Genomic DNA, 24636 nt, shown 5'->3' with positions numbered 1-24636 from the left:
GTATGTCGCCGCCATCGCCAGGAGATGCAGATGCCCCCCATGCCCATGACGACCGAGCCGTTGATGAGCGAGCCGTCGCTCAAGCTCATGGCCAGCCATGCCCCGCTGGCCATGCTAGTGGTCGACCCGCTGGCCGATGAGCTGGTGGCTGCCAATGCGGCGGCCTGCCAACTGTTGATGCTGGAAGAGGGCGATTGGCGGGCGTCGCCGTTCAGCCATCGGTTGAGCGCCTCCTTGCCGCTGTGGGTCAGCTTTACCGATGAGGTGTTGACTACCGGGCAGGCGTGGTCGGATGACCTGGTGGTGCTGGACAGCGTGCGTCAGCCACGCCGGGTAGAAGTCTTCGGTGAGCGTTTGCCGGACACCCCGCGGCTGTTGTTGACCCTGATCGACCGGCAGAAGGCCGAGCAGCGGCGCGCCCGGGCCGAGCTGGGGCGTCAGCATCGCCAGGGGGATGTAGGGTGGCAGCGCGTCGAGCAGGTGTTCGAGCGAATCGAAAGGCAGAACCAGCTGATTCTCAGCGCCGCGGGAGAGGGCATTTACGGGCTGGATGCGCAGGGCAGAACCACTTTCGTCAATCCAGCGGCCGAGCGCATTCTGGGCTGGAGCACCGAGGATATGGTGGGCCACGATGCGCATTTGATGTTTCACCATACCCATGCCGATGGCTCGCATTTCCCAGTGCAGCAGTGCCCCATTCATGCCTCGTTCAGCGATGGCCAGGTGCACCACGTCGACGATGAAGTGTTTTGGCACAAGAACGGTGAGGCGATTCCCGTCGAGTATACGAGCACCCCCATTTTCGAGATGGGGCGGCTGGTGGGGGCCGTGGTGCTGTTTCGCGATATCCGCGAACGCAAGCGGGCAGAGCAGCAGCTGCGCGATGCCCTGGAGGAGGTCGAGTCGCTGAAGCGGCGGCTGGAGCTGGAGAACGAATACCTACAGGAGGAGATCAAGGCAGAGGTCAATCACCGCAATATCGTGGGCAACAGCCCGGCGGTGGCCAAATTGATCCAGCAGATTGCCATGGTGGCACCGACCGGGGCCAACGTCTTGATCAGCGGTGAGTCCGGCACGGGCAAGGAGCTGATTGCCAGGGCCATTCATGCCGGGAGTGGGCGCAGCGACCGGCCGCTGATTCGGGTCAACTGTGCCGCCATACCGCGAGATCTGTTCGAAAGCGAGTTCTTTGGCCATGTCAAAGGGGCCTTTACCGGGGCGATGCAGGACCGTCCGGGGCGTTTCGAACTGGCCCACGGCGGCACGCTATTTCTTGACGAGGTAGGAGAAATTCCGCTGGAGCTGCAGAGCAAGCTGCTGCGCGTATTGCAGGATCAGCAGTTCGAGCGAGTGGGGGACAACCGCACCCGCGAGGTGGACGTGCGCGTGATTGCGGCCACCAACCGTGATTTGAAAGAGATGATCGACGCCGGGCATTTCCGAGAGGATCTCTATTTCCGGCTCAACGTGTTTCCCATCGATTCAGTGCCGCTGCGCAAGCGCATTGAGGATGTGCCTTTGCTGGCGCGACATTTTCTGCACCGTGCCTGCTTGAAGTTCAACAAGCCGGGCGTGCGTATTCCTCCCGCCCAATTGGAGCTGCTGACTCTCTACCCATGGCCTGGCAATATCCGCGAGCTCGAAAACGTCATCGAACGACAGGTGATCGTGACCCAGGACCGCCGCCTCTGCTTCGACGACCTGTTGCCGCCGGAGCCCAGTGTGCCGGGGCAGGTCATGGCGGAGCGTGACAAGGGCGCCGAGCCCCTTGCCGAAACGCCGATGACCGAACAGGCGCTACAGCAGCGCCAGCGGGACAATGCGCTGAAGGCGCTGGCAGCGACACAGGGCAAGATCTCTGGCGCGGGTGGGGCGGCGGAGCTATTGGGGATCAAGCCCACGACGCTGGCCTCCCGGCTGCAAAAATGGGGCATCGACCCTCGGCAATTCAAGCGCCGTGAGCGTAAAAAGCCCCCCACCAACGGTGCATTGGACTAAGGTAAAAGGGCTTGGGCTGGGTAGGCGCTTTGTACACACAAATTCGCCAAGTTCAAGGCTGGCATACATACATGAATGTAACTATAATGCCCACTCTTTCAGGCTGGCGCCGCGCGTCTTCCAACGTTGACACCTAGAGGCAATCCCATGCGACTAGCACACTGGGCAGTCAATGCCCCTTTACGCCCCTTGCTAATGGCCGTGCTGACCTCCTCCTTCATTCTGCCTGCCCAGGCGGCTGACCTGGTCACCATCACCCGTGATGCGTTGAACAACAACGCCGCCCTTGCCTCGTCACGCGCCGAATTTTCTGGCGTAGAGGCGGGCCGGGACGTAGCGCGCGGCGGCTTGCTGCCCCAAGTGAATGCTTCCGGGAGCGTCGTGCACAACCAGCAGTACGAAAGCCAGGGTTCTGCGCGGGGAGCGGGCGTCGGCGTGGGTGCCGACCAGGCCGCGGTGGGGGTCAGCGATGACCGTTACAACACCGCATCGCTGTCGTTGGAAGCGACCCAGGCGCTGTTCAATGCCGTGACGCGCCAGGAACTCAACCAGGCCGAGCGCCAGATCGATCAGCAGGTTTACCTGCTGGCCGCGACGGAACAGCAGCTGCTCATCGACGTGGTCAGCGCCTACTTCGATATTCTGCGTGCCCATGAGGTTCTGGAAGCGCGTCAGGCGCAAGAGCGCGCCATTGGCCGCCAGCTGGAGCAGGCTCGCGAGCAGTTCGAGGTCGGGCTGATTGCGATTACCGGAGTGGAGGAGGCGCGGGCCAGCTTCGACCAGTCTCGGGCCGACCGCATTGCCGCCGAGAGCAGCCTGCAAGTGGCGTTCGAAGCGCTGGAGCAGTTGACCGGGCAGCGTTACGCCAACATCGATGCCTTGGGCGACGCCATGCCGATTGCGCTACCTGCGCCCACCGACCGTGACTATTGGGTCGACCAGGCACTGGAGCGCAACCCGCAGGTGCTGGCCCAGCGGGCAGGCATCGAGCTGTCGCGGGCCGGTGTGGAAGTCGCCCGAGCAGGGCGTCTACCCACCGTGCAGGCGTTCGCCAACTATCAATACTCGGACAGCGACAGCGATGTGGTCAGTGGCTACAACTCTTCTAGCCAGGTAGGCGTTTCCGCCAACCTGCCGATTTACACCGGTGGCAGCACCAGTGCGCGTATTCGCCAGGGTACCTTCCAGCTCGAAAGTAGCCAGTACGACTTCGAGTCTCAGCGTCGCACCACGATCCAACAGGTGCGCTCGCTGTACACCCAGGTCAGCAATAACGTGGAAACCGTGGATGCTCGCCGCCAGGCCATCGTGTCTACCCGCAGCGCTCTTGAAGCGACGCGCGCAGGCTACGAGGTGGGTACCCGCAATATCGTCGATGTGCTGAATGCCGAGCAGAACCTCTATAACGCCATCGCCAGCTACGCCGAGGCGCGCTACGACTACGTGGTGAATCTGATGTCGCTGCGCCAGCAGTCGGGCATGCTGGACGTGGCGGCCATCGAGGAAGTCAATGCCTGGCTGACCGGTGACAGCGTCAACTTCACCCTGCCTGAAAGCAACGCGCCTGATACTTACCAGCGCGCGATGGACATTGGTGCTCCTCCTACCCCAGGCGCCTGAGCGCGGCCAGTGGGGGCACGCCTGCGATCCGTCAACGTACAGAAAAAATGAATGGGAATTCGACGCATGAAAAGAGTGATGCACTCCACCCGGGCGAGCCTGGTGACGCTGATCGCCGTGCTGGCGCTGACCGCCTGTGGCCAGGAACAGCCATCCCAGGAGCCGCAGGGCCAGCAGCAGGAAGCGCGGCCCCACGCGGTGGAAGTCGCTGAAGTAAGCCGTCAGGACATTCCGCTCAACAAGTCCTACCCTTCACTGCTGCGTAGCGATAGTGAAGTCACGCTGGTGGCGCGGGTCAACGGCTTTCTGGAAGAGCGGCATTTCGAACCCGGGCAAATGGTCGAGGAGGGAGATCGCCTCTACACCATCGAGCCGGACTTGTACCAGGCCACGGTGAACCAGCGTGAAGCAGACCTGCAGAGCGCCCGGGCAGAGCTGGCACGCGCCCAGCGGGATGCGCAGCGTTTCGAGCAGCTGCTGAGCCAGAACTCGGTCAGCCGCCAGCAGTACGACCAGGCGCTGGCAGAGCAGCGGGTCGCGCAGGCCAGCGTGGCACAAGCGGAAGCCGCGCTCACCAGTGCCAATCTGGACCTGGGCTACTCCAACGTCACCGCGCCCGTTTCGGGCATGATCAGCTTGAGCCAAGTCAACGTGGGCAACCTGGTCACGTCAGGCACTGAGCTGGCCACCATCACGCCTCTGGATCCGCTGGAAGTGCGCTTTCAGCTACCCCAGCGCGATGCCTTCGAGCTGCGTCGCCAGTTGGCCGCAAGCGCCGGTGACATGTCCTCCATTACCGCCCATCTCAGCGTGCCCGGGTTAGCGGGTAGCGCTGGGGGTGAGCTGGCGGGACGCTTGAACTACCTCGGTTCCCGCGTGGATACCGGTACCAGTACGGTGCAAGCCTCGGCCACGTTCGACAACCCCAATGGTGATGTGTTGCCTGGCCAGTTCGTGCGCGTCCGCCTCGAAGGCCTCAAGCGGTTCGACGTCATCGCGGTGCCTGAAATTGCCGTTACCCAAGGGCTGATGGGCCCTCGTGTCTTCGTACTGGATGACGAGAGCAAGGCGCGTGAGCGGACGGTTCAACTGGGCGATGTGGCTGGCCCCTGGCAGATCATCGTGGATGGCCTGGAACCTGGCGAGCGCGTCGTGGTGGGCGACCCGGCGGGTCTCGAGCCGGGCATGGTGATCGACCCGGTGCGTTTCGATGGCGATGCAGAACAGCTGGTCGATGACGTGGAAGAAGCCGAAGCGCAGGAGCAGCAGGAGCAGGCCGAAGCGGCTGCCGAGATGTCCGAAGGCGCCGGTGATGCGCCCGCGGAAGGGGAAGAGGGTGCTCAATAATGAATTTCTCTAACTTCTTTATCAGTCGTCCGATATTCGCCACGGTGCTGGCGATTATCCTGACGCTGGTAGGTGCGATGGCGATGCGGATACTGCCCATCGAGCAGTATCCCAGCGTGGTGCCGCCCACGGTCTCGGTACAGGCGCAGTTCCCCGGTGCCGATGCGGAGACCGTGGCACAGACCGTGGCCGCGCCCCTGGCGGAAGCCATCAACGGCGTGGAGGATATGCTGTACATGACCTCCAACAGCGCCGACAACGGCCTGATGAGCCTGAGCGTGGCGTTCAACATCGGCACCGATGGTGATATCAACACCATCAACGTCAACAACCGCGTGCAGGGGGCCTTGTCCCAGTTGCCAGAGGCCGTTCAGTCTCAGGGTGTCACCGTGGAGCTGCGTTCCGACTCCATTCTGATGCTGGTCGCGCTGACCTCGCCCAGCGGTGACTACAACAATGTTTACATGCAGAACTATGCCACCCTCAACATTCTCGATGAGCTGCGCCAGGTGCCTGGGGTGGGCAATGCCGAGGTGCTGGGGGGCGGCGAGTTTGCCATGCGGATCTGGATGGATCCCGACAAGCTGGCCCAGTACGACCTGACCCCGAGCGAAGTGGCCAGTGCCATTCGCGCTCAGAACACCGAAATTCCGGCCGGTAGTCTTGCCGCGACGCCCCAGAGCGAGCCGCGTGCTTATACCTACACCATTACCGCTGGCGGGCGTCTTTCCAGCCCGGATGATTTCCGCAATATCTTCCTGCGCACCAATGCTGATGGTTCTTCGCTGCGCCTGGAAGACGTGGCACGGATCGAGCTGGGCGCCTCTTTCTACGGTGTGGATGCGCGATTGAACGGCGCGACCATGACGCCCATCATCATCAACCAGCAGCCGGGCGCCAACGCGCTGGAAACGGCCAACTCGGTTCGGGCGACCATGGAAGAGCTGGCTGAACGCTTCCCGCCGGGGCTCGAGTACGTGACGCCTTACGATACGACGCTGTTCATCGATGCGTCTGTCGAGACGGTGCTCAAGACGTTCATCGAAGCGTTCCTGATCGTTATCGTGATTCTGTTCATCTTCCTGCAGAACTGGCGCTTTACGGTCATCGCCATGTCGGTGGTGCCGGTCTCGGTGATTGGTACCTTTGCCGGCTTCTACCTGTTCGACTTCTCGATCAACCTGTTGACGCTGTTCGCGCTGGTGCTGTCGATCGGTATCGTGGTGGATGACGCGATTCTGGTGGTGGAGAACGTCGAGCGGGTGCTCAGCGAAGAGGACGATATCAGCGTTCGCGATGCCACCATTCGCGCCATGAAAGAGGTCGGTGGGCCGGTCATCGCCACGTCGCTGATCATGGCGGCGGTGTTCGTGCCGGTGGCCTTCATGGGCGGCTTCACGGGCCAGATCTACCAGCAGTTCGCGATTACTGTGGCGATCTCGGTGGCGTTGTCGGCGCTGATGGCACTGACCTTCACCCCGGCGCTGTCCGCGATCTTCATCAAGCACAACCTGCACAAGACCCGTCAGTCCGCTTTCAAGCGTGCGATTACCACGCCGCTGCGCCTGTTCGATCGTTTCTTCGCAGGCTTCACGGCGCTCTACATGTGGTTCGTGAAGAAGCTGGTGCGCTTCTGGGTGCTGGCGCTGGCGCTGACCGTGGCGGTAGGGGCGGGCTCTTACTGGCTGTATGCCAATACGCCCTCCACGCTGGTGCCCGAAACGGACCAGGGGATCGTGCTGGTCAGCGTGTCGCTGCCGGACGCTGCCTCGCTGGATCGTACCCAGAACTACATGGCCGAGCTAAGTGCTGCCATTGAAGATATCCCCGGCGTGCAGTACTCCTCGGCGGTGGCGGGGTATGACATTCTCTCCAGCGCGGTGAACACCGCACGCGGGATCATTTTCGTCAACATGCAGCCCTGGTCGGAGCGCGACCTGACCGCCAACGAGCTGGTGGGCCGTATCATGCAGCTGGGTGCCAGCATCGACGGTGGTTCGGCCATGGCCTTCAACGTGCCGCCCATCATGGGGCTGTCGACCACTGGGGGCTTCACCGGCTACCTGCAATCCTTCGACGGCGCATCGCCCCGTGAGCTGTATGAAGCATCGCTGCAGATCATGGGGGCGGCGAACCAGCACCCTGCGCTGAATCAAGTATTCTCCACGTTCAACATGAACGTTCCCTCGTTCCGGGCGGAGATCGACCAGCAGAAGGCGTTGAGCTACGGCGTGGCCCTGGAGAATATCTCTTCGGCACTTTCCAATACCTTTGGTAATGGCTTCGTCAACTTCTTCAGCTACCAGAACCGTAACTTCCAGGTGTATCTGCAGAACGAGGACGAGTTCCGCAAGACCCCCGAAGACATCAACAATGTCTACGTGCGGGGCGGCAACGGTGAGCGCATCCCGTTATCCGAGTTCGTGACGCTGGAGCGCCAGGTAGGGCCTTCGGTGGTGTCACGCTTCGGGGTGTACATCGGGGCGCAGTTCCAGGGCGGGGCGGCTCCGGGCTACAGCTCGGCGCAAGCCATCGCGGCCATGGAAGAAGTCGTGCTGGAAACGCTGGGGCCGAACTGGGGCATGGGCTGGACCGGTACCGCGTATCAGGAGGCCAACCTGGGCAATACCGCCATGCTGGCCATCGTGTTCGGTATCCTGATGGTGTTCCTGATCCTGGCGGCCCAGTACGAGAGCTGGTCCTTGCCGCTGGCGGTCTTGACGGCCACTCCGTTTGCCTTCCTCGGGGGGATTGGCGGTATCGTGCTGCGCGGGCTGGATACCAGTGTCTACGTGCAAATCGGTATGCTGGTGGTCGTGGGGCTGGCGGCCAAGAACGCGATCCTGATCGTCGAGTTTGCCGAGCTGCAGCGTAAAGAGCAGGGCAAGACGATTCGTGAAGCCGCGATCACGGCGGCCGAGCTGCGCTTCCGGCCCATCGTCATGACCTCGCTGGCGTTCATCTTTGGTACGCTGCCGCTGGCCCTGGCCACCGGGGCCAGTGATGTCAGTAGCCACCATATCGGCACCACGGTGGCCGTGGGCATGGCGTCTGTCGCTATTCTGGGCAGCCTGTTCATTCCCAGCTTCTACGCCATGATTGCCACTGTTTCTGACTGGCTCTACCGCAAGCGTCATCCTGAACGCAAGGAGGATGAGCAGGCGGCGCTGGGTCACGATCAGACCTGACCTGATCGCCAGCGATCCACCAGACGGGTACCCCACGGGGTGCCCGTTTTTTGTGGGTGTCAGGCCAAAGGCTGATACGGGTCAATGCCCGAGCTACTGACATGGCTAAGATGAGCTAAGCTGAAAGTGACCATCGTTTTAGCCTGAGTAGCACAATAATGGTCGACAATAGGCTCAGGCGAGAACAAGACCGGGCAGCTTGCCCGGAGGAGAACACGCCATGCAAACCTTCATGTCTGCTGCTCTGCAGTTTCCAACCATCGTCTTTGCCCTGTTGCTGGTGCTGGGCACGCTCTATTGGCTGCTGGTGTTGTTGCGATTGGCGCCGTTGGAGCTGTTCGAACGCGATAGCCTGCGCGATGACCACATGGCGAGCACGCTCGTCTCGCTGGGGTTTGCAGGCGTGCCGGCCTCGCTGGCGCTGAGCCTGCTCATTCTTCTGGCAGGCGCCATCTCGCTGGCCGTCGAACTACTGGTGCTACGCTGGCTACCGCTGGGCATGCTGAGAGTGCCCGTGGGCGTGCTGGTGCTGTGGGCTTCCTTTGCCGTTGCTTCGCCGCTGGCGGCCGCCGTGTGTCACGCCCTGCAGCGTGGGCTGCATCGCTACGCGCCGTTCCAGCGCCGTTGCCTGCTGGGCGCTACCGCGGTGGTGATCGAGCGAGACCAGCAGGGCGGTGCCACTGCTCGATTGCTCAATGAGCCGGACAGCGTGGTGCGCTTGCATTGCAAGGCGGGGGATTGCCCCCAGCCGGGTGAGCACCGGGTATTGGTCAAATATCTGGCCAGTGAAGGGGCCTACCGCAGCGTCATGGAGCAGGACTACCTGGATACGCGGGTACGCCTCAACAGGCTGCGTTTGCAGCACAAGCATCACCCCAACGGCTACCCGACGTAACCAGCCCTATCTACCGCCTCTCAGGTAGCGCCACACATCTGCCAGCCACTGGCTGAACGTGCCAGCTGGCTGGGCAGGTGTCGCCGTGGACGGCGCGGCTAACGGAGTCGTCAGAAAGCGCTGTATGGGCTTGACCTGCTGGGCGTCGTTGAGCATCGGCGCATGCCCGCAGCCCGGCACGGTCATGGTCACCAACGATGGCTGTGACTCGGCCATTTTGGGCAGCGTCTCGGCGGCCAGCAGAGCCGACGTTTCACCGCGAATGACCATGAGCGGGCAGCGAATCTTCGCCCAGTCGGCCCAGGTATCCCGGGGGGTGTCGTGGATAAACTGCTCGCCTATGCGGGGGTCGAAGTGGTAGGTCCAACTGCCATCGGGCAGGCGTCGTGCGCTATTGAGCGCCAGCTCGCGCCACTCCGCCTCGCTGGTGATGCCGAAGCTGGCATAGTGCTTGATCAGTTCAGCCTGCAGGTTGGCAAAGTTGTTGAAACGGTGGGTGACGCCAAAGTAGCTCGACAGCGCAATCAGCCCTTCCTTGTCGAGTTCAGGCCCAACGTCATTGAGGACCAGACGCGCAATGCGTGCTGCGTGTTGCTCGTCGGCGGCGATCAGCATACCAAGCAGCCCTCCCATGGAGGTGCCCAGCCAGTCCACCTGCTCCAACTGGTAGTGATCCAGCAGCGCGATGGCAACGGTGACATAGTGGCTGTAAAGGTAGTCATGGGCGGGAAACAGCGACCAGCTCGATAGGCCGCGCCCTGGGGTGTCCGGGGCCAGTACGCGCCATTCGCTGCCTAGCTGGCGGGCCAGGGCGGCAAAATCACCGCCGTGGCGAGCCAGCCCGTGCCAGGCAATCAGGGTTCGTTTGGCGTCAGGGTTCCAGATGCGAACCGCAATCTCCAGCTCACGTACGCGTACAAACTCCAAGGCATCCATACACGGCTCCTGTCATGTGGTGCCTGTAGTATAGATGCAATGCTGCGGTGCAGTAGAGCGTTTACTTGCGCATCATGCGGATCAGCGTATCGATGATTTCTGCGCCGCGCTCGGAGACAGAAAAAGCATCGGGTGTGCGCAGCCAATCATGAAACAGGCCGCCGAGCGTACACTGCATCAGGCGGGTGGCCGTTTCCGGGCTGATATCTTCGCGCATATCCTGCTGTTGCTGGGCCAGTTGGAACACCGGCAGCATTTCGTCGAAGCACTCTTCGCCGATTTCATCCTGCATGGCAATGGGGTTGATATCGCTGAAGAATTCACAGCGATGGAGCAGGATCGACAGAATACGCTGATGGGAAGGTTGTTCGATACGCTGCAAGCCCGCGTGGCAGGCCAGGCGAATGGATTCCAGCGGCGAGACGTGTGGGTCGGCGTTATTGACTTCATCGATCAATGACTGGAAGGGCATGTGCACCCGCTCCACCAGTGCCATGAACAGATCGCCCTTGTTCTTGAAGTGCCAATAGACGGCGCCGCGGGTCAGCCCCGCATGGCGGGCAATCTGCTCAAGCGAGGTGCGAGCAACGCCTTTTTCGAAAAACACCTCTTCAGCCGCATCCAGCAGCGCTTCGCGCGTTGCCGCAGCCTCCGCTTTGGTTTTTCTTGCCATGGAACCTCACCTCACTCTCGACACGTATGCGGCGTATTTTATATGAACTCGTCGGTTTTTTACATTCAAAAGTGTATGGTTAATCGCAGAACTTCATGGCGTGCGTTAACAAAGATGTCGGATAATGCTAAATAGAGTTGTCAGACAACAGGTTTTCCAACCTTTTAGCTACTGCACGATGCTTGATCGAGGAGTTGTCATGGGGCGAGCGCCTTTTACGCTAGCCGGGCATGAGGTGTTGCCCGGCCAGCGGTCACAGATCGATGTGCCGGTGGCACGCCTCTACACCCACACACCGCTGCATATTCCCGTCGAGGTGGTGCATGGCCGCAAGGAGGGGCCGGTCATGCTGGTCTGTGGCGGTATTCATGGGGATGAAATCAACGGCGTGGAAATCGTGCGGCGCGTACTGCGCTCGAAGTCCATCAACAGCCTGCGCGGAACGCTGATTGCCGTGCCGGTGGTCAATGTCTTCGGTTTCTTGCAGCAGACCCGCTACCTGCCCGACCGCCGCGACTTGAACCGCTGCTTTCCAGGCAGCGAAAAGGGCTCGCTGGGGGGGCGTATCGCCGCGCTGTTCAGAGATGAGATCGTCGATCATGCGACGCATATCATCGACCTGCACACGGGGGCGATTCATCGCACCAACCTGCCGCAAATTCGTGCGCAGTTGACCCCTGGCAGCGAAACCGAGCGCATGGCCGATGCCTTTGGGGCCCCGGTCATTCTGAATGCCGAACTGCGGGAAGGCAGCCTGCGCCACTACGCGCAGAACCTGGGCATTCCCGTGCTGACCTATGAAGCCGGTGAGGCATTGCGTTTCGATGAGTGGGCGATTGCGCCTGGCGTCAAAGGCATCCTCAGAGTCATGCGCCGCTTGGGCATGCTGAGTGGCGAGCAGCGCCGCCGTACCCCCGCCCCCGCCGAGCTGGCCAATGGCTCCAGTTGGGCGCGTGCGCCTATCGATGGCATTTTACGGCCCCAGGTGCGCCTGGGGGCGCGCGTGGCCAAGGGCGAAGTGCTGGGCAAGGTAGCGGACCCCTTCGGCAATGATGAGGGCGAAGTGCTGGCCATGGCCGATGGCATCGTGATTGGCATGAGCCGCCTGCCGCTGGCCAATGAAGGCGAAGCGCTTTATCACATCGCTCGTTTCGATGAGATAGAAGAAGCCGAGACGGCCATCGAAAGCTTTCAATCCAGCCTGGAACCGCCTCCCGACTCCCTGTATTGAGCTTTTTTGATAGCAAATATTGATCGCTTCAATAGCCAACGTTAAGGCGCCATGGATGGCGATATGCCTGCTTGTTGACTATACCTGTGGGGGAGCCAGCCAGCGCAAAGGCGAAAGCCTCGTGCGCTGTGGGCCATTTCCAACGACGCAACGGCGTCTGGTCGAATGTGACAAGGAGGAAGCGCCATGAGTAGCCACCAGCACCCCACCACCAATGAAGCCGGTATTCCGGTTGCCAGCGACGAGCACTCGCTTTCGGTCGGGGCCGATGGTCCCATCGTCATGCATGACCACTATCTGATGGAGCAGATGGCGGCCTTCAACCGTGAAATGATTCCTGACCGTCAGCCCCATGCCAAAGGCAGCGGGGCGTTTGGTCATTTTGAAGTGACTCAGGATGTCAGCCAGTACACCAAGGCAGGCTTTCTACAGCCGGGCAAGAAGACCGATGTGCTGATCCGCTTCTCGACCGTGGCAGGCGAGAGCGGAAGCCCAGACACTTGGCGGGATCCCCGCGGGTTTTCCATCAAGTTCTACACCGAAGAAGGTAACTTCGACATGGTGGGTAACAACACCCCCGTGTTTTTCGTTCGCGACCCGATGAAGTTTCAGCACTTCATTCACTCCCAGAAACGTCGGGCTGACAACGGCCTGCGAGACCACGACATGCAGTGGGATTTCTGGACGCTGGTGCCCGAGTCGGCCCACCAGGTGGCATGGCTGATGGGAGACCGGGGCGTGCCTGCCACGTGGCGGCACATGAACGGCTATTCCAGCCATACCTATATGTGGGTCAATGAGGCAGGCGAGCGGTTTTGGGTGAAGTATCACTTCAAGACCGACCAGGGCATCAAGTGCATGACCCAGGAGCAGGCCGACCAGATGGCCGGTAGCGATGCCGACTACCACCGTCGCGACCTCTTCGAAGCCATTCAGCGGGGGGATCACCCTACCTGGACTTTGAAGATGCAGATCATGCCCTTCGAAGATGCCAAAACCTACCGCATCAACCCTTTCGATCTGACCAAGATCTGGCCCCATGACGACTATCCGCTGATCGAGGTGGGCAAGCTGACGCTGGACAGGAACCCCACTGATTTCCACAGTGAAATCGAGCAGGCCGCTTTCGAGCCCAACAGCATGGTGCCGGGGACGGGGCTGTCGCCGGACAAGATGCTGCTGGCAAGGGCGATCTCCTATGCCGACGCGCACCGTGCTCGGCTGGGGGTGAACTACAAGCACATTCCGGTCAATACGCCCAAATGCCCGGTGTACAGCTATGGCCAAGGGGGCGCAATGCGTATTCGTCACGCCACCGACCCTACCTATGCACCCAACAGCAAGGGTGGCCCCAAGGCAGATGGGCAGCGCTTCCCGGAAGACGCCGTGTGGTCGACCGACGGCCAGTTCATACGGACGGCCTACACGCTCAGAAAAGATGACGATGACTGGGGCCAGGCCCACGCGCTGGTGCGCGACGTGATGGACGACGCCCAGCGTGAGCGGCTGGTATCCAATGTGGTCGGGCATCTCTCGGGCGGCGTCTCTGAACCGGTATTGGCCCGGGCGTTTGAGTATTGGCGCAATATCGACCAGGAGGTGGGAGAGCGTATCGAGCAAGGCGTTCGCGAACAGTAGCCTCTTGAACGAAAACGCCCAGCGATCAGCTCGCTGGGCGTTTGCTTTGAGCAGCCCGTTGGCCGTCAGGCCACGGGCTGTTTTGTTGCTTGCTCTTCCACTGGCGGTGTATCGGTCTCCGGCTCGCGCACCAGGCCGAGCGCGTCATCGAACAAGCGTAACCCCGCACCCTCTTTATGGGCGTGTTCCGACAGGTGACGGCGGAACCGGCGCCCGCCCGGGCAGCCCTGGAACAGCCCCAGCAAATGCCGCGTAATATGATTCAGTTTGGCGCCCTCATCCAGGCGCTGCTGAATATAGGGGCGGAAGGCCGTGGCCGCCTCCAGGCGCGTGCGGGTTGGGCCGGGCTCACCAAACAGCTGCTCATCGACACCGGCCAGTAGCCACGGGTTCTGGTACGCCTCGCGGCCTACCATCACGCTGTCCACGTGCTCCAGCTGCGCCTGGCACTCGGCCAGGGTTTTAATCCCGCCGTTGATGCCAATGTGCAGCTCGGGGTGGCTCTGCTTCAAGCGATGCACCCGAGGGTAGTTCAGCGGTGGAATGTCACGGTTCTCTTTCGGGGATAACCCCTGTAGCCAGGCTTTGCGGGCGTGAACGGTAAACACGCTGCAGCCTGCCGAAGCCACGATATCAATGAACCGCGCCAAATCGGCGTCTTCATCCTGGTCATCAATACCAATACGGCATTTCACCGTCACCGGAATCGACACCGCCGCCTGCATGGCCTTGACTGCGGCGGCCACTTTTTCGGGGTGGCCCATCAGGCAGGCGCCAATCATGTTGTTCTGCACTCGGTCACTGGGGCAGCCCACGTTCAGGTTGACCTCGTCATACCCCCACGCCTCAGCAATCGCAGCACACTCCGCCAACTCTCCCGCATCGCTGCCCCCCAACTGCAGGGCAATCGGATGCTCCACCTCGCTGTACCCCAAAAAGCGCTCACGCGGGGAGCCGTGCAGCACCGCACCGGTGGTCACCATCTCGGTATACAGCAGTGCACGCCTGGTCAAGGTGCGAGCAAACGCACGGTAGTCTCTTGTGGTCCAGTCCATCATGGGGGCAACAGAAAACAACCTACCCCTGTCGGCACTGTTGTTGCTAATGAAATCAGTCATTTAATAAATTCTGTAACTGTATGAATATACACATATGTTGCCACCTGATACCGTTAAAAACCGCCCTCAGTGTACCGCCAGTGTACCTAGTGGCGGAGAACGCCCACTTTCCAAAAATCGTGGTACACCAATAGCGAGTTTTCAGAAGCGGCAAGGGGGGTGGCGGACTATTGTACGGAAGAAAGGCCATCCCTCACAGAGTAAAACGTGCAGCACCAACACTCGGGCTTAGAAGTGGGCAGGCCAGGTCGAGGATTTCATCACCGTGCTATCCGGTGGAGAGGATGTCTTGTTTGCCCTGTGCAATACCGCGCAACATCAGCAGGCGAGCAGGGGCCGCCCTGTAAAGCACTTCAAGCTGTTGAATCCGCTTCATCTCGGCACATGCGCGCTTGTTGAGCTGGGCCATCATGGGCTGCTGGCAGCCTCACGTGGCATAATTCAGCTTAGGGTTAATGGTGTTATTAGGGTTCATGGGTTAGGCTCTAAATATCAAAAACGATGTAATTTAACCCGCAGCGCTCGCGCACATGTGCCAGCTTACGCTGAAGGAAGGGCTCGTCAACGTGCAGCGATTCGATGGACGGCACCTTGGCCGATGGCGACTGGGTGCTGGTGGATCGCAGCAACCGCGACCCGAAGTAGGAAGGGGTGTTCTTGCTGCTGGTGAGCGGCGGATTAAGCGGGTACAGCGACTGGCGGGCGGGGCGCTGTATCTGATTAGCGATAACGACCATTACCAGCCGGAAATGATCAAGCCGCAGGATATGCACGATGTGGAAATCTTGGGGCGGTGTGTGGTTCGGATTGGGCGGGTGGTTTGAGTTTACAGCGTATTGGTAGAAAAGCATTTCTTATTACTGATATGAATAATTATTAACAGCCTATTAATGCATGAATTTTAATTTGGGGTGCGATATGGCCAAATATCCTTATTCAAAAGAATTATATACAAGTGAGTTATTGTTTGATCCAGAAAACCCTAGGTTTCCTAGAGAGGTTTCGTCTGGAGCAGACAGCGTCATCTTAGAGAAGATGATTCGAGATGAGCGTGTTGCAGAGATTATGCAAAGCGTGGGGGTTCAAGGCTACTTTGAAGGTGAGCCATTACTGGTGGCGCAGGTGCCAAGTAGTGATGATTATTATGTCGTTGAAGGTAATCGCCGCTTAGCTGCTTTGAAACTCCTCAACGGAGAGCTTGAAACTCCAAAAAGACTTAAAAGTGTTGTTTCAATAATAGACGATGCGTCCGAAAAACCTAATAAAGTGCCGTGTATAATTTTTTCAGAGAGAAAAGATATCTTAAGATATTTGGGTTTTCGCCACATTACTGGGATAAAAGCTTGGGGGCCGCTTGCTAAAGCTAGATACTTAAAACAATTAAGAGAAGATATATATGCCAATGAGCCAGAAGATGAGCAACTCAAAATGCTCGCTAAGGAGATAGGCAGTAGATCTGACTATGTTGGAACTATGCTTACGGGTCTTGAATTATATGATAAGGCGAAAGATAGTGAGTTTTTCAATTTGCCGGGCATTAATGAAAAAAGTATCGAATTTACACTGTTAACTACTGCTATTGGTTATAGAAATATTTCAGATTATATTGGTCTTGATAGCAAAGTTGATACCCAGTGTGAGCATGTGGAAAAAGATAGACTCAAGGACGTGTTTTCTTGGATATATTCCCAAGATCAACAGGGAAATACTATTGTCTCTGATTCAAGGAAGCTTAAAGACCTTGCAGCTGTTGTGGCCAATCAGGATGCAGTTTTGAATCTAAAAAAGAAAGGAGATTTAAATGAAGCCTTTCTTATGACTGAAGGGCCGCAAGTTGCTTTTTCACAAATGCTTGAAGCGGCAAAAAAGCGGTTAAGTTTGGCTTATGAAACTTTGCCCGCGGTCAAAGAGCTCGATAAAAGCCACTACGAAGAAATTCAAAATATTTTCGAATTAACAAAAAGTATTCGTTTGGTTATTCAAGGGCGATTAGATGATGAATAATGGTATCCTGACAAAATTAGATTCTTTACCAAGGCTGCCTGACGTATTTGTATGGAGTGACTATATTGAACTTCGCTGCTTAGTTCATCCTGATAAAGCTTTTTCTCGCTCTGATTTGATGGAAACACAGGAAGAGATGACAGATACGAGAGATGACGCGGATGATATTTCAGATGAGGAATATGCCTATGATTTAGGTATTAAAGTTGATGATTTTCAACATGATGATATGTATCAATCTACTCCAGCTAAAAATGATCGTTTGCAACAGAAAACTTACGAGCGTTTTGTACATTTACAGAGTAGGCTGAGGCATTATGGCGATGAGCTTTACCCCTTTTATTTCGATGAAGAACTCCAGTCAATTCACCTAAGGCAAGAGCTGAATGATTGGCATTATTTTTATTTGCAACTTTTAATATCTTCTGCGCTACGCTATTGCCCACGCTCTCGTCGTCATGAGCTAACGGGCCCATTTGAAGAAATTAGTTATGCCATATTCAAATGCTTAATGCCAGATGGCTGGGTGGTACATCAATTCGGTAAAGACAAGTCAAGTAGGTATGAAGGCCACTTGTACGATAAACTTTCACTTCTTGCACAAGATGTTTGGGGGAAGTTAGATACCTGAATCCGTGAGACCGGCCCTCAGAAGCACTTCTAACCCACTGACCTGCATGGCAATATAGCCATTATCGCCATTCACCCAGACAGTGCCATGCCCAACATAAAGTTCCGCGCCAGTCGCCGCACCCTCACCAGCCACGCCGGGCTGTCCATCATCGGGCAATGCTTCGAGATCGCTGGCGTCGACAGCATCGACAGCCGCTTCCCCACCACGCTGGGCATGCGCACCAGTGACGTGATCAAGAGCTACCTGGGCCTGCTGTGTCTGGGCATGAGCGACTATGACGCTGTCGAGAACTTCCGCCGCGACAAGCCCTTCCAACAACTGCTGACCCTGCAGAAGGTGCCGAGCGCGGCGACGCTGCGACAGCGGCTGGAGAAACTTGCCGCCAACGACCTGCAGGCGCGCACCGCCACCTGGTCCACGACCCTGCTGTCACTGATCGAAGCACCGATCACCGCCGAGACGACGCACGTCTGCCTGGACATCGACACCTTCGTCATGGACAACAGCAACTCGAAGAAGGAAGGCGTCTCGCGGACCTACCAGAAGGTCGATGGCTACACCCCGATCGCCGCCTATCTGGGCAACGAAGGGTGGTGCCTGGGTCTGGAACTGCGGCCTGGCAAGCAGCACACCATGAAGGAGAGCAACGCCTTCGAGCGGGTACTGCCTCGCGCCCAATGCCTGACCAGGCAACCGATCCTGTTACGCGAGGACAGCGGCTTCGACAGCCAGGCGCACCTGGCGCTTCTCGAACAGCAACGCCAGGTCTTTGCCGACGAGGGGCGCCGGCTCGACTATGTCGTCAAATGGAACCCGCGCGGCTCGGCCACGGCTGATCGAGATACCTGGCTGGCGGTGGCGGCGGACTACTGGGAAGAGCTGCGTCCTGGCAAGCGCCAGGCGCTGTGGACGCAGACCGTCTCGATCCACGACGACAACAAGACCGAATACGTCGTCCAACGCGTGATGCGCCTGGTAGAGCGCACCGCCGATCGCGATGGCCAGTTGCTGCTCGAACCGGACTATGAGTTGGAAGGCTGGTGGACCAGCCTGGACGAGGCGCCGGAGGCGGTGATCAAGCGCTACCAGGCGCATGCCACCCATGAGCAGTTTCACAGCGAGATCAAGACCGATCTCGACCTGGAGCGCTTGCCGTCCGGCAAGTTCGCCACCAACGATCTGATCCTGCATCTCGCCCAGTTGGCCTACAACATCCTGCGCCTGATGGGACAGCTGGGCATGACCGGCGAGCTGAGCCCGGTTCGCCACCCGGCCAAGCGGCGCCGGCTGCGCACCGTGCTACAAGAGTTGGTGCACCGTGCGGCTCTCGTGATTCACAAGGCACGGCAGATCATCCTCGACTTCGGGCAGGATATCGGGCGCATGACGGTGCTCAAGACGCTGCGGAGCCGACTGCGTTATCCACGAGGAACGCCATGCTGACCGTCAATCGGCGACACTCTATCCACAAGCAGTTCCAGGCGACACGTGATCGCCAGATATGTCGTGCCTGGCGGGTGGAAAGGCATGACAAAACGGGCCGTCAGCACCGATCAGCACGGTGGGTTTTGGCAATAACGGGCTTGCGAAAGCCAACTTGCACGGGGCGAATGATCAAAAAGTGCTCGCTGGCGGTGATAGGGAAAGTGTCGGCGCCGGCTTCACGGATTCAGGAGATACTAAACGGTCGCATTTTAATGAACGTGATCGAGGTGATGGTGGGTTGGATTTAGTGGCGTGGCACCCAATGTCCGATGACCGCAATTTAGTCCCTATGGCCTTTGCTCAGTGTGGTTGCACGGCTGAAGAATTTGGCATGAAAATGTTAGAAGCATCCCCTGGTAAATTAGCGCTACACCTGAAAGTAGGGTATGAATGGGCTTCTTATTATTTTATGCCCCAATCTATGCTTACAAATGACGGGAAGGACTGGTTGAAATATTCAGACTTTGCTAGAGCTATTGTTGTTGATCGCTTTCGTATTATCAAAATTGCTAAGCAATACGAAATTAATGTTAGGGAAATTATGAAGTCAGAAACAATTCAAGAAGCCCTTGAAACTTCTTTTTATTAATACCAAATGTTTGGTAGAGCCCGTGCTACTGCCTCAAAAAGGGGCGGTGGCACAGCGTTTCCTACAACTTTATAGCGCATGCTCATGCTGCCCGATTTATGTTCCGGGAAAACAAGATTTCCAAATCCCTGTAACTTGGCTGCTTCGCGATAACTAAATCGGCGAGCGGGTCCATCATGTATGAAACGCCACACGTTATGCTCAAGCTTCTCCAATGGAGGGCTCATCGGGTGCAGTGGCATGTGGCGCGGGTTGGCAACGATCGTTTTTGACTGTTCTTTCCAGCCGTTCCGGCGGTTTCTGGAGAGGTAGTACCAATGAAAATCGAGATCGTAAAACTCACCTTCCGGCCACTCAGGCATACCGCCAATGGCGTCTTCTATGGTGGCTTTAGCTTGCCCGCCTACAACGCCGTGGGTCGGCTGGGGGAATTCGTACTCAATTCCAAAATCGTCACGAAGCCCGACGATGAAAATTCTCTTTCGCTCCTGGGCAACGCCAAAATCTGCTGAGTTAAGCACTTGGAATGACACGTTATAGCCAGCCTCAGTGAACACGCGAAGCTGATCCTGAAGCAGGTGGGCGTAATTCTTACGCACCATGCCAGAGACATTTTCAACGATGAACGCTTTTGGCTTGATTTGGTACAGGGCACGGGCAAATTCGAGATAAAGGGTGTTGATTTGGCGACCAGCATCACGCACGCCGCCTTGGCTAAACCCTTGGCATGGGTAGCAGCCCACCAGTAACTCAGCATCAGGGAAATGTTCTATTCCACTTATGCTTCCAAGGCGGTAGTCAGTCTCTGGGTGGTTGTGCTCATAAACTGCCTTTGCATAGGCCAACACATCGTTGGCCATCAGCACATCAAAGCCAGCATTGATGATACCAGCGTCGGAGCCCCCGCAACCTGAGAAAAGTGACACTGCTGTTGGCATGATGTTGTCCTAAACCTTAGCTCCCTCACGGGATGGTGATATTCGAGAAGGTGGGATTCTAACGCTCCCTGATGGCGTTGGCACACCCCCTGTGCGTTATTTCTTCATTGCGTTCTTGCGTCGTAGCGTTATTTCACGCCATTTGAGTGCCTCACCAATGATGTGGTCAGCGCTCATTTTGCTGCCTTCTCATCCGTATACGCCTTCATCAGATCCCAGTGCGTCGTGGCTACGGTTCGCACAGCGTAGGCTCCAGGAGTCTTTTTTCCGGTAGGCCCAAGTGTGCCGTGCCTTGCCTTTTACTATCTGCCCGAGCAGTACATCCATGGTGCCCACATCTTATTGGCTGAAAGTGCCTTTCCATAACCCTTGTCAATGGCTGGTTTCTTATACAGTATAAGGCGTTAGGGGCGTGACGTGCCAATGCCATGGCACGTCGCCAAATGTGGAGCTAGCACAGGGCAACAGCATGCGAGTGACCTACCTAGGGACTGCCGTGGTGGGTGTGGAGCACCCGGAGGTAGCAGAGATAGATCGGCGAAAAATTCCGCCGGCCTGCTTTCTGGTGGAGATCAACGACGACGTGCCCCAGGTGGGCCATGGATGGAGGGCGACGTGCTGGTGGTGGACGAAGCGCGCTCTTATGGCCACGCCGATTTGGTGGTGGCGGAGGTAGAGGGCGAGTATTGGCTCTTCAAAACCCACCACGTGGGCAGCCGCTGCCGCTTGTTGCCGCCTTTGGGTGGGGAAGGGTGCTTTATCACGGCGACGCAGTTTCGTGGGGTGGTGGTGAGGCAGGCGCGGTGTTGGGCGGTGTAGACAATTTCTTACACAAGAATCAGCGATGGCTTACAGCTGCCTGGATGATTTTTTGAGATGATAAATCAGTCGCTTGGAAGCACGCGGGACGGACTCCGCCTCGTCAGAAGGATGCGGCACCGATATCCCCAGCCATGGAATGGCTGGGGGTTTTTGTTTGGGGCTTAGCTGGCTTGTTTGTTCCTGGCCAGTTCGGCCATGGCGACGCGGGAGAGAAAGCCAGAGCGGGTTTTGTCGCCGGGGTGGCGGGCGACGAAGTCGTCGATCTGTTTGACCAGGAGGTCGGGCAGGGTGACGTTGATCTTGTGGCTTTTGCCCAGGTACGGGGTGACGTCTATATCGACGACGGCCCAGATCCAGCCAGTGAAGTCGGGATTGTCCATGTGGTGTTCGATGGACGTGGCTTCGGGGATGGGATCGCCGTATTCAACGGCCACTTCCAGCCAGCCATCGATGGCTTCTTTGGCGTTGGCCAGGGCCTCTTCGAAGGTGTCGCCTGCGGAGTGGCAGCCGGGCAGGTCGGGCACGATGACGCCATAGGCGTGTTGTTCGTCGCCGCGTTCAATGGCAATGGGAAATAACATGGCTCACCTCTATCAGTGGGGGCAGCAGTGGCCAGCCTCATTCGAGGCCAGCGCTTTTCCTGATTCCTTTGACCAATCCCGTTTTCAGATCCTTTTTCGGATGTGGCACGGTGATGGTGCCGGGTTTGGTCGGGTGCCTGAAGTGGTGGTGGCTGCCTTTGACTCTGAGTAATGTCCATCCATCCGCTTCCAGTTCCTTGATCAGTACTCTGCTGTTCACCTCCTGCCCCTTTGTCGTTGAACATGGGGTTACTATAACCCTGCAATGTGAGCCTGTCAAAATTTATAACCCCAACAACCCTGTTTGCTGTTCAGAGAGCCAATGGTTTGTGTACCGCTACCGCCTCTCCATACGAATGCTGCAGGTATACCCCTGCTCCGTGAAATTGTGCGCGACCTCGCTCACCAGCCAGGCCGTGGCGTCGATCTGGGGCTTGAAGCCTGCGAGCGTGAGCGGTGTTTCGGGCAGTAGGTCGGGGCCGATGCGCAGGGCCAGCATCGTCGTGATGCTGAACGGCAGCAGGGTGGCGGCTTGCACGGTGAGGCGATCCGTCAGCGGGCGGCGTTCATCGACGCGCTTGCGAACGGCGTCCAGCAACGCTTTGCTGGGTTGGCCATCGGCTTCGCGGAAGAGAATGGTAAGCACGACCTCCACGGATTCCGGGCTGGCCACCGAGCGTGGGGTTAGTGACACCGAATAGGCTGGCGGGAATGATGGATGTTTTTTAGCTAAAAGCTAAAATTTTTTGCTGCTAATTCGCTGTTAGCTATAATGGTGGTAATGAAAACGATCACTTACCGTAAAAGCGCGTTGAAGGTGTTGCAGCGAATGCCGCGACCTGAGTCGAAGCGCATACAAGGCAAAATCAAGGCCTATGCGGAAGACCCGGAAAGCCAGCGCAACAATGTGAAGGCCTTGAAGGGGAGCGATTATATTCGGCTGCGGGTAGGCGACTGGCGGGTGATCATCGACGAGCATGGCGATGTACTCGACATTATTAACATCGGTGCCCGTGGCGGCGTTTATCAATAAAGTGCCCATAACGCACCAGACAATTTACAGGAGGCTGCATGAGCATACCTCAAATTATTCAAACGCCCACGGGCGAGCGGTTAGTGGTTCTGCCTGAGCAGGAGTACCAAGCGTTGCTTGCGCGGCTGGAAGACCAGGACGATATTGACGCTGCCAACGCGGTGGTGGCGCGTGGTGAAGAGTCATTTCCTGTGGCGGTTGTGGATGCGCTGCTGGATGGCGTGGCACCCGTGAAGGTGTACCGCGAATACCGTGGACTACGTGCAGGTGAGCTGGCGGAAAAAGCAGGGATCAGCCAAGGGTACCTTTCCGAAATAGAGTCAGGGAAAAAAAGCGGCTCGTTGAGTGTGCTGACCCGTATTGCGACTGCTTTAGAGGTTGAACTGAGCGACCTTACCTAGCCATCCCTCTTTCCCTACGATAGATGAGCCGCACCCGCTGGGCGTACTCGACGCGGGGGCGGTCGCGGGTGACGCGATCTTTCAGGCCGCGCTGGTGGGTGGTGGCTTCTGGCGGCGACGCGCGCGAAGGCGTTCGATGGGGTGGCTTTTGCAAAGGGACGAAGCGATGTCGATATCCATAACCCCAACAATTCCGCGTGTCCTTCAAAGCACTTCTCAAGCCTGGTCTGATATTGGGTAAATGCTTGCATCACTTTGCGTTTTTTGTGGTCAAAGGCGGTATGGTAGGTATCCGCCAATAACAAGGGGAAGACGTGGTGATGGGGAAAGCGCTAGGTTACGCAGGAGCCGCTCTGCTGGGTGCATTGATGTTGCAGGGCTGCAGTGGTCCTGAAGAGGAGGCGCCGACAGAGACGGTCCAGGCGGAAGAGACCGCCGCGGCCGAGCCAGTAGCGGAAGCCGAGCCTATCGAGCCGCTGGAGGTGGAGGTGTCGACCTCTGCTCAACTACTCTCTGATCGCCGATTGATGATTGCGGGCCAGACCAACTTGCCGGATGGAGCCCAGGTACAGGTCGTGGTCGAGCGTGAGCTGAGCCGAGTGCGCTGGCAGGCACGTACTCAAGTCAGGGAAGGGCAGTTCGAAGTCGGGCCGCTGGGTACGGGAAGTGGGTTGCCGGATGGCGGTTACGTGGTGCGAGTACAGCTTTCCGAAGCCGCTGTTCAGCCAGCCAGCGTGCGGGCACGGATTGGTGATCTGGGTGAGCATTTGGCGGGAGAGCTGGTCAGCCAGTCCCGCCATGGGTTGGGTCAGGTGGCCACCTACTCGCGGCGTCTCTTGATAGGCAGTGAACCAAGACGAACGCGCGACCAGGTGGACGTGTTTGAGGACAATTAGGGACGGGGAGGTAAAGATGCTTTAGGCAGCACACCAGTGGGCAAGCAGAACGGCATGGATCGACGTGCTATTGGGCGCTTTTGTATAGTGCTCAATGACGTATTGATCATCCCGTTGTACCAGGTAATGCCCAGCCTTGTGGAACACGTGTGTCGGGCCGAGGAGCAGCAGGTCTCCCGCCGACGCTGGTGAAAAATCTGCTTCCTTGGCAGGTGTCACCATCACGCAAGGTGCTTTCCAGTCGATCTTCAACGGCAGGTGATGCGGCACGGTGATAGCAGTGGCCTGAACCTGTTCCCAGGGGAGGGGACCAGTATGGTTCAGGGTGAGCAGTTGTGGCGCGCTGTCTCCTTCCAATAGGGTAGCTAGCGAGCAATCCAGTGCGTCCGCGAGCGCCACCAGGCGTTCATGGCCGATCTGTTTGATTGCCCCAGATTCCCAATAAGAAATGGTGACATCCGACACGCCAACTTTACGTGCTAGGGCAGCTTTGTTGAGCTTGGCCCTAAGCCTCAATTGCTTGATACGTGAGCCTAGCGATTCCATTTCATCTTCCTATCGATGAGCTAAATCAGCTCGTTAAGTGTACTTCCACCTATTCGGTGGCGC

25 protein-coding genes are annotated in these 24636 nt (G+C 58.1%); 16 read left to right on the top strand and 9 right to left on the bottom strand.

What is annotated here, in order from left to right:
* The first annotated feature begins 39 nt into the window (after nt 1-39).
* From KVY02_RS12775 to KVY02_RS12755, 5 genes are all read left to right on the top strand, one after another.
* On the top strand, nt 40-1998 hold the full coding sequence (locus KVY02_RS12775) for a sigma 54-interacting transcriptional regulator (RefSeq protein WP_371317427.1): 1959 nt from the start codon (nt 40-42) through the stop codon (nt 1996-1998).
* A 147-nt stretch (nt 1999-2145) separates the two neighbouring features.
* Nucleotides 2146-3618: a TolC family outer membrane protein gene (locus KVY02_RS12770; protein WP_218313631.1), complete on the top strand. Its 1473-nt coding sequence runs from the start codon at nt 2146-2148 to the stop codon at nt 3616-3618.
* A gap of 66 nt (nt 3619-3684) precedes the next feature.
* Nucleotides 3685-4965: an efflux RND transporter periplasmic adaptor subunit gene (locus tag KVY02_RS12765; protein WP_218313630.1), complete on the top strand. Its 1281-nt coding sequence runs from the start codon at nt 3685-3687 to the stop codon at nt 4963-4965.
* Nucleotides 4965-8153, top strand: coding sequence for an efflux RND transporter permease subunit (locus KVY02_RS12760; RefSeq protein WP_218313629.1), 3189 nt, complete (start codon nt 4965-4967; stop codon nt 8151-8153). Before KVY02_RS12765 ends, KVY02_RS12760 begins: the two co-directional genes overlap by 1 nt.
* A 220-nt stretch (nt 8154-8373) precedes the next feature.
* Nucleotides 8374-9048, top strand: a complete 675-nt coding sequence (locus KVY02_RS12755) for a hypothetical protein (RefSeq protein WP_218313628.1) — start codon at nt 8374-8376, stop codon at nt 9046-9048.
* A gap of 6 nt (nt 9049-9054) precedes the next feature.
* On the opposite strand, the gene KVY02_RS12750 is transcribed toward KVY02_RS12755, so the two are convergent.
* On the bottom strand, nt 9055-9984 hold the full coding sequence (locus KVY02_RS12750; protein WP_218313627.1) for an alpha/beta fold hydrolase: 930 nt from the start codon (nt 9982-9984) through the stop codon (nt 9055-9057).
* A 61-nt stretch (nt 9985-10045) separates the two neighbouring features.
* Nucleotides 10046-10657: a TetR family transcriptional regulator gene (locus KVY02_RS12745; RefSeq protein WP_218313626.1), complete on the bottom strand. Its 612-nt coding sequence runs from the start codon at nt 10655-10657 to the stop codon at nt 10046-10048.
* Between the two features lie 199 nt (nt 10658-10856).
* Here KVY02_RS12745 and KVY02_RS12740 point away from each other — a divergent pair, with 199 nt between their 5' ends.
* Both KVY02_RS12740 and KVY02_RS12735 read left to right on the top strand, forming a co-directional pair.
* The gene (locus KVY02_RS12740) at nt 10857-11888 is read left to right on the top strand and encodes a succinylglutamate desuccinylase/aspartoacylase family protein (protein WP_100731161.1); all 1032 of its coding nucleotides are present in this window, start codon (nt 10857-10859) and stop codon (nt 11886-11888) included.
* Between the two features lie 186 nt (nt 11889-12074).
* Nucleotides 12075-13526, top strand: coding sequence for a catalase (locus KVY02_RS12735; RefSeq protein ID WP_218313625.1), 1452 nt, complete (start codon nt 12075-12077; stop codon nt 13524-13526).
* Nucleotides 13527-13591: 65 nt separating this feature from the next.
* Here KVY02_RS12735 and dusA read toward each other — a convergent pair whose 3' ends face one another.
* Together dusA and KVY02_RS12725 are read right to left on the bottom strand one after the other, a co-directional pair.
* Nucleotides 13592-14644, bottom strand: coding sequence for a tRNA dihydrouridine(20/20a) synthase DusA (gene dusA, locus KVY02_RS12730; protein WP_040460883.1), 1053 nt, complete (start codon nt 14642-14644; stop codon nt 13592-13594).
* A gap of 268 nt (nt 14645-14912) precedes the next feature.
* Nucleotides 14913-15053, bottom strand: a complete 141-nt coding sequence (locus tag KVY02_RS12725; RefSeq protein ID WP_016914551.1) for a hypothetical protein — start codon at nt 15051-15053, stop codon at nt 14913-14915.
* A 121-nt stretch (nt 15054-15174) separates the two neighbouring features.
* On the opposite strand from KVY02_RS12725, the gene KVY02_RS18575 reads away from it, so the two are divergent.
* The 5 genes from KVY02_RS18575 to KVY02_RS12700 all read left to right on the top strand — a co-directional run bounded on the left by KVY02_RS18575 (nt 15175) and on the right by KVY02_RS12700 (nt 19356).
* Entirely contained in the window at nt 15175-15468 is a 294-nt protein-coding gene (locus tag KVY02_RS18575) for a helix-turn-helix transcriptional regulator (protein WP_371317380.1), read from the top strand.
* A gap of 94 nt (nt 15469-15562) precedes the next feature.
* Nucleotides 15563-16648 carry a ParB N-terminal domain-containing protein gene (locus tag KVY02_RS12715; RefSeq protein ID WP_157808955.1) on the top strand — a complete coding sequence of 362 codons (1086 nt, stop codon included), beginning with the start codon at nt 15563-15565 and terminating at the stop codon, nt 16646-16648.
* The gene (locus KVY02_RS12710) at nt 16641-17279 is read left to right on the top strand and encodes a hypothetical protein (RefSeq protein ID WP_218313623.1); all 639 of its coding nucleotides are present in this window, start codon (nt 16641-16643) and stop codon (nt 17277-17279) included. The genes KVY02_RS12715 and KVY02_RS12710 overlap by 8 nt, the downstream gene beginning before the upstream one ends.
* A gap of 87 nt (nt 17280-17366) precedes the next feature.
* A complete protein-coding gene (locus KVY02_RS12705; protein WP_218313622.1) occupies nt 17367-18725 on the top strand; it encodes an IS1380 family transposase in 1359 nt (452 codons plus the stop codon).
* Nucleotides 18726-18843: 118 nt separating this feature from the next.
* Nucleotides 18844-19356, top strand: a complete 513-nt coding sequence (locus KVY02_RS12700) for a hypothetical protein (RefSeq protein WP_218313621.1) — start codon at nt 18844-18846, stop codon at nt 19354-19356.
* Here the strand turns inward: KVY02_RS12700 and KVY02_RS12695 are convergent.
* Nucleotides 19353-20294 carry a DNA cytosine methyltransferase gene (locus KVY02_RS12695; protein ID WP_081137453.1) on the bottom strand — a complete coding sequence of 314 codons (942 nt, stop codon included), beginning with the start codon at nt 20292-20294 and terminating at the stop codon, nt 19353-19355. The two genes, KVY02_RS12700 and KVY02_RS12695, sit on opposite strands and share 4 nt — an antisense overlap.
* Nucleotides 20295-20897: 603 nt before the next feature.
* Between KVY02_RS12695 and KVY02_RS12690 the strand changes: the two genes are divergently transcribed.
* Nucleotides 20898-21113, top strand: a complete 216-nt coding sequence (locus tag KVY02_RS12690; RefSeq protein ID WP_081137454.1) for a hypothetical protein — start codon at nt 20898-20900, stop codon at nt 21111-21113.
* Nucleotides 21114-21277: 164 nt separating this feature from the next.
* On the opposite strand, the gene KVY02_RS12685 is transcribed toward KVY02_RS12690, so the two are convergent.
* The 3 genes from KVY02_RS12685 to KVY02_RS12675 all read right to left on the bottom strand — a co-directional run bounded on the left by KVY02_RS12685 (nt 21278) and on the right by KVY02_RS12675 (nt 22391).
* Nucleotides 21278-21697 (bottom strand): type II toxin-antitoxin system HicB family antitoxin, encoded by a 420-nt coding sequence (locus KVY02_RS12685; protein WP_081137456.1) that lies wholly within the window; start codon nt 21695-21697, stop codon nt 21278-21280.
* A gap of 37 nt (nt 21698-21734) precedes the next feature.
* On the bottom strand, nt 21735-21917 hold the full coding sequence (locus tag KVY02_RS12680; RefSeq protein ID WP_081137457.1) for a type II toxin-antitoxin system HicA family toxin: 183 nt from the start codon (nt 21915-21917) through the stop codon (nt 21735-21737).
* 117 nt (nt 21918-22034) lie between these two features.
* Nucleotides 22035-22391 (bottom strand): baseplate J/gp47 family protein, encoded by a 357-nt coding sequence (locus KVY02_RS12675; protein ID WP_081137459.1) that lies wholly within the window; start codon nt 22389-22391, stop codon nt 22035-22037.
* Between the two features lie 78 nt (nt 22392-22469).
* On the opposite strand from KVY02_RS12675, the gene KVY02_RS12670 reads away from it, so the two are divergent.
* The 3 genes from KVY02_RS12670 (at nt 22470) to KVY02_RS12660 (ending at nt 24027) form a co-directional block, all read left to right on the top strand.
* Nucleotides 22470-22730: a type II toxin-antitoxin system RelE/ParE family toxin gene (locus tag KVY02_RS12670; RefSeq protein WP_371317379.1), complete on the top strand. Its 261-nt coding sequence runs from the start codon at nt 22470-22472 to the stop codon at nt 22728-22730.
* Nucleotides 22731-22768: 38 nt separating this feature from the next.
* Nucleotides 22769-23131 (top strand): helix-turn-helix domain-containing protein, encoded by a 363-nt coding sequence (locus tag KVY02_RS12665; RefSeq protein WP_039176367.1) that lies wholly within the window; start codon nt 22769-22771, stop codon nt 23129-23131.
* 320 nt (nt 23132-23451) lie between these two features.
* The gene (locus KVY02_RS12660) at nt 23452-24027 is read left to right on the top strand and encodes a hypothetical protein (protein WP_198517461.1); all 576 of its coding nucleotides are present in this window, start codon (nt 23452-23454) and stop codon (nt 24025-24027) included.
* Between the two features lie 21 nt (nt 24028-24048).
* On the opposite strand, the gene KVY02_RS12655 is transcribed toward KVY02_RS12660, so the two are convergent.
* Nucleotides 24049-24573 (bottom strand): helix-turn-helix domain-containing protein, encoded by a 525-nt coding sequence (locus KVY02_RS12655; protein WP_016914537.1) that lies wholly within the window; start codon nt 24571-24573, stop codon nt 24049-24051.
* Between the last annotated feature and the right edge of the window lie 63 nt (nt 24574-24636).

It is taken from the genome of Halomonas sp. 18071143 (assembly GCF_019211725.1).
Classification (GTDB): domain Bacteria; phylum Pseudomonadota; class Gammaproteobacteria; order Pseudomonadales; family Halomonadaceae; genus Vreelandella; species Vreelandella stevensii.
The sequence above is the reverse complement of the archived record's forward strand: the minus strand, read 5'-3'. Positions and strand labels throughout refer to the sequence as shown.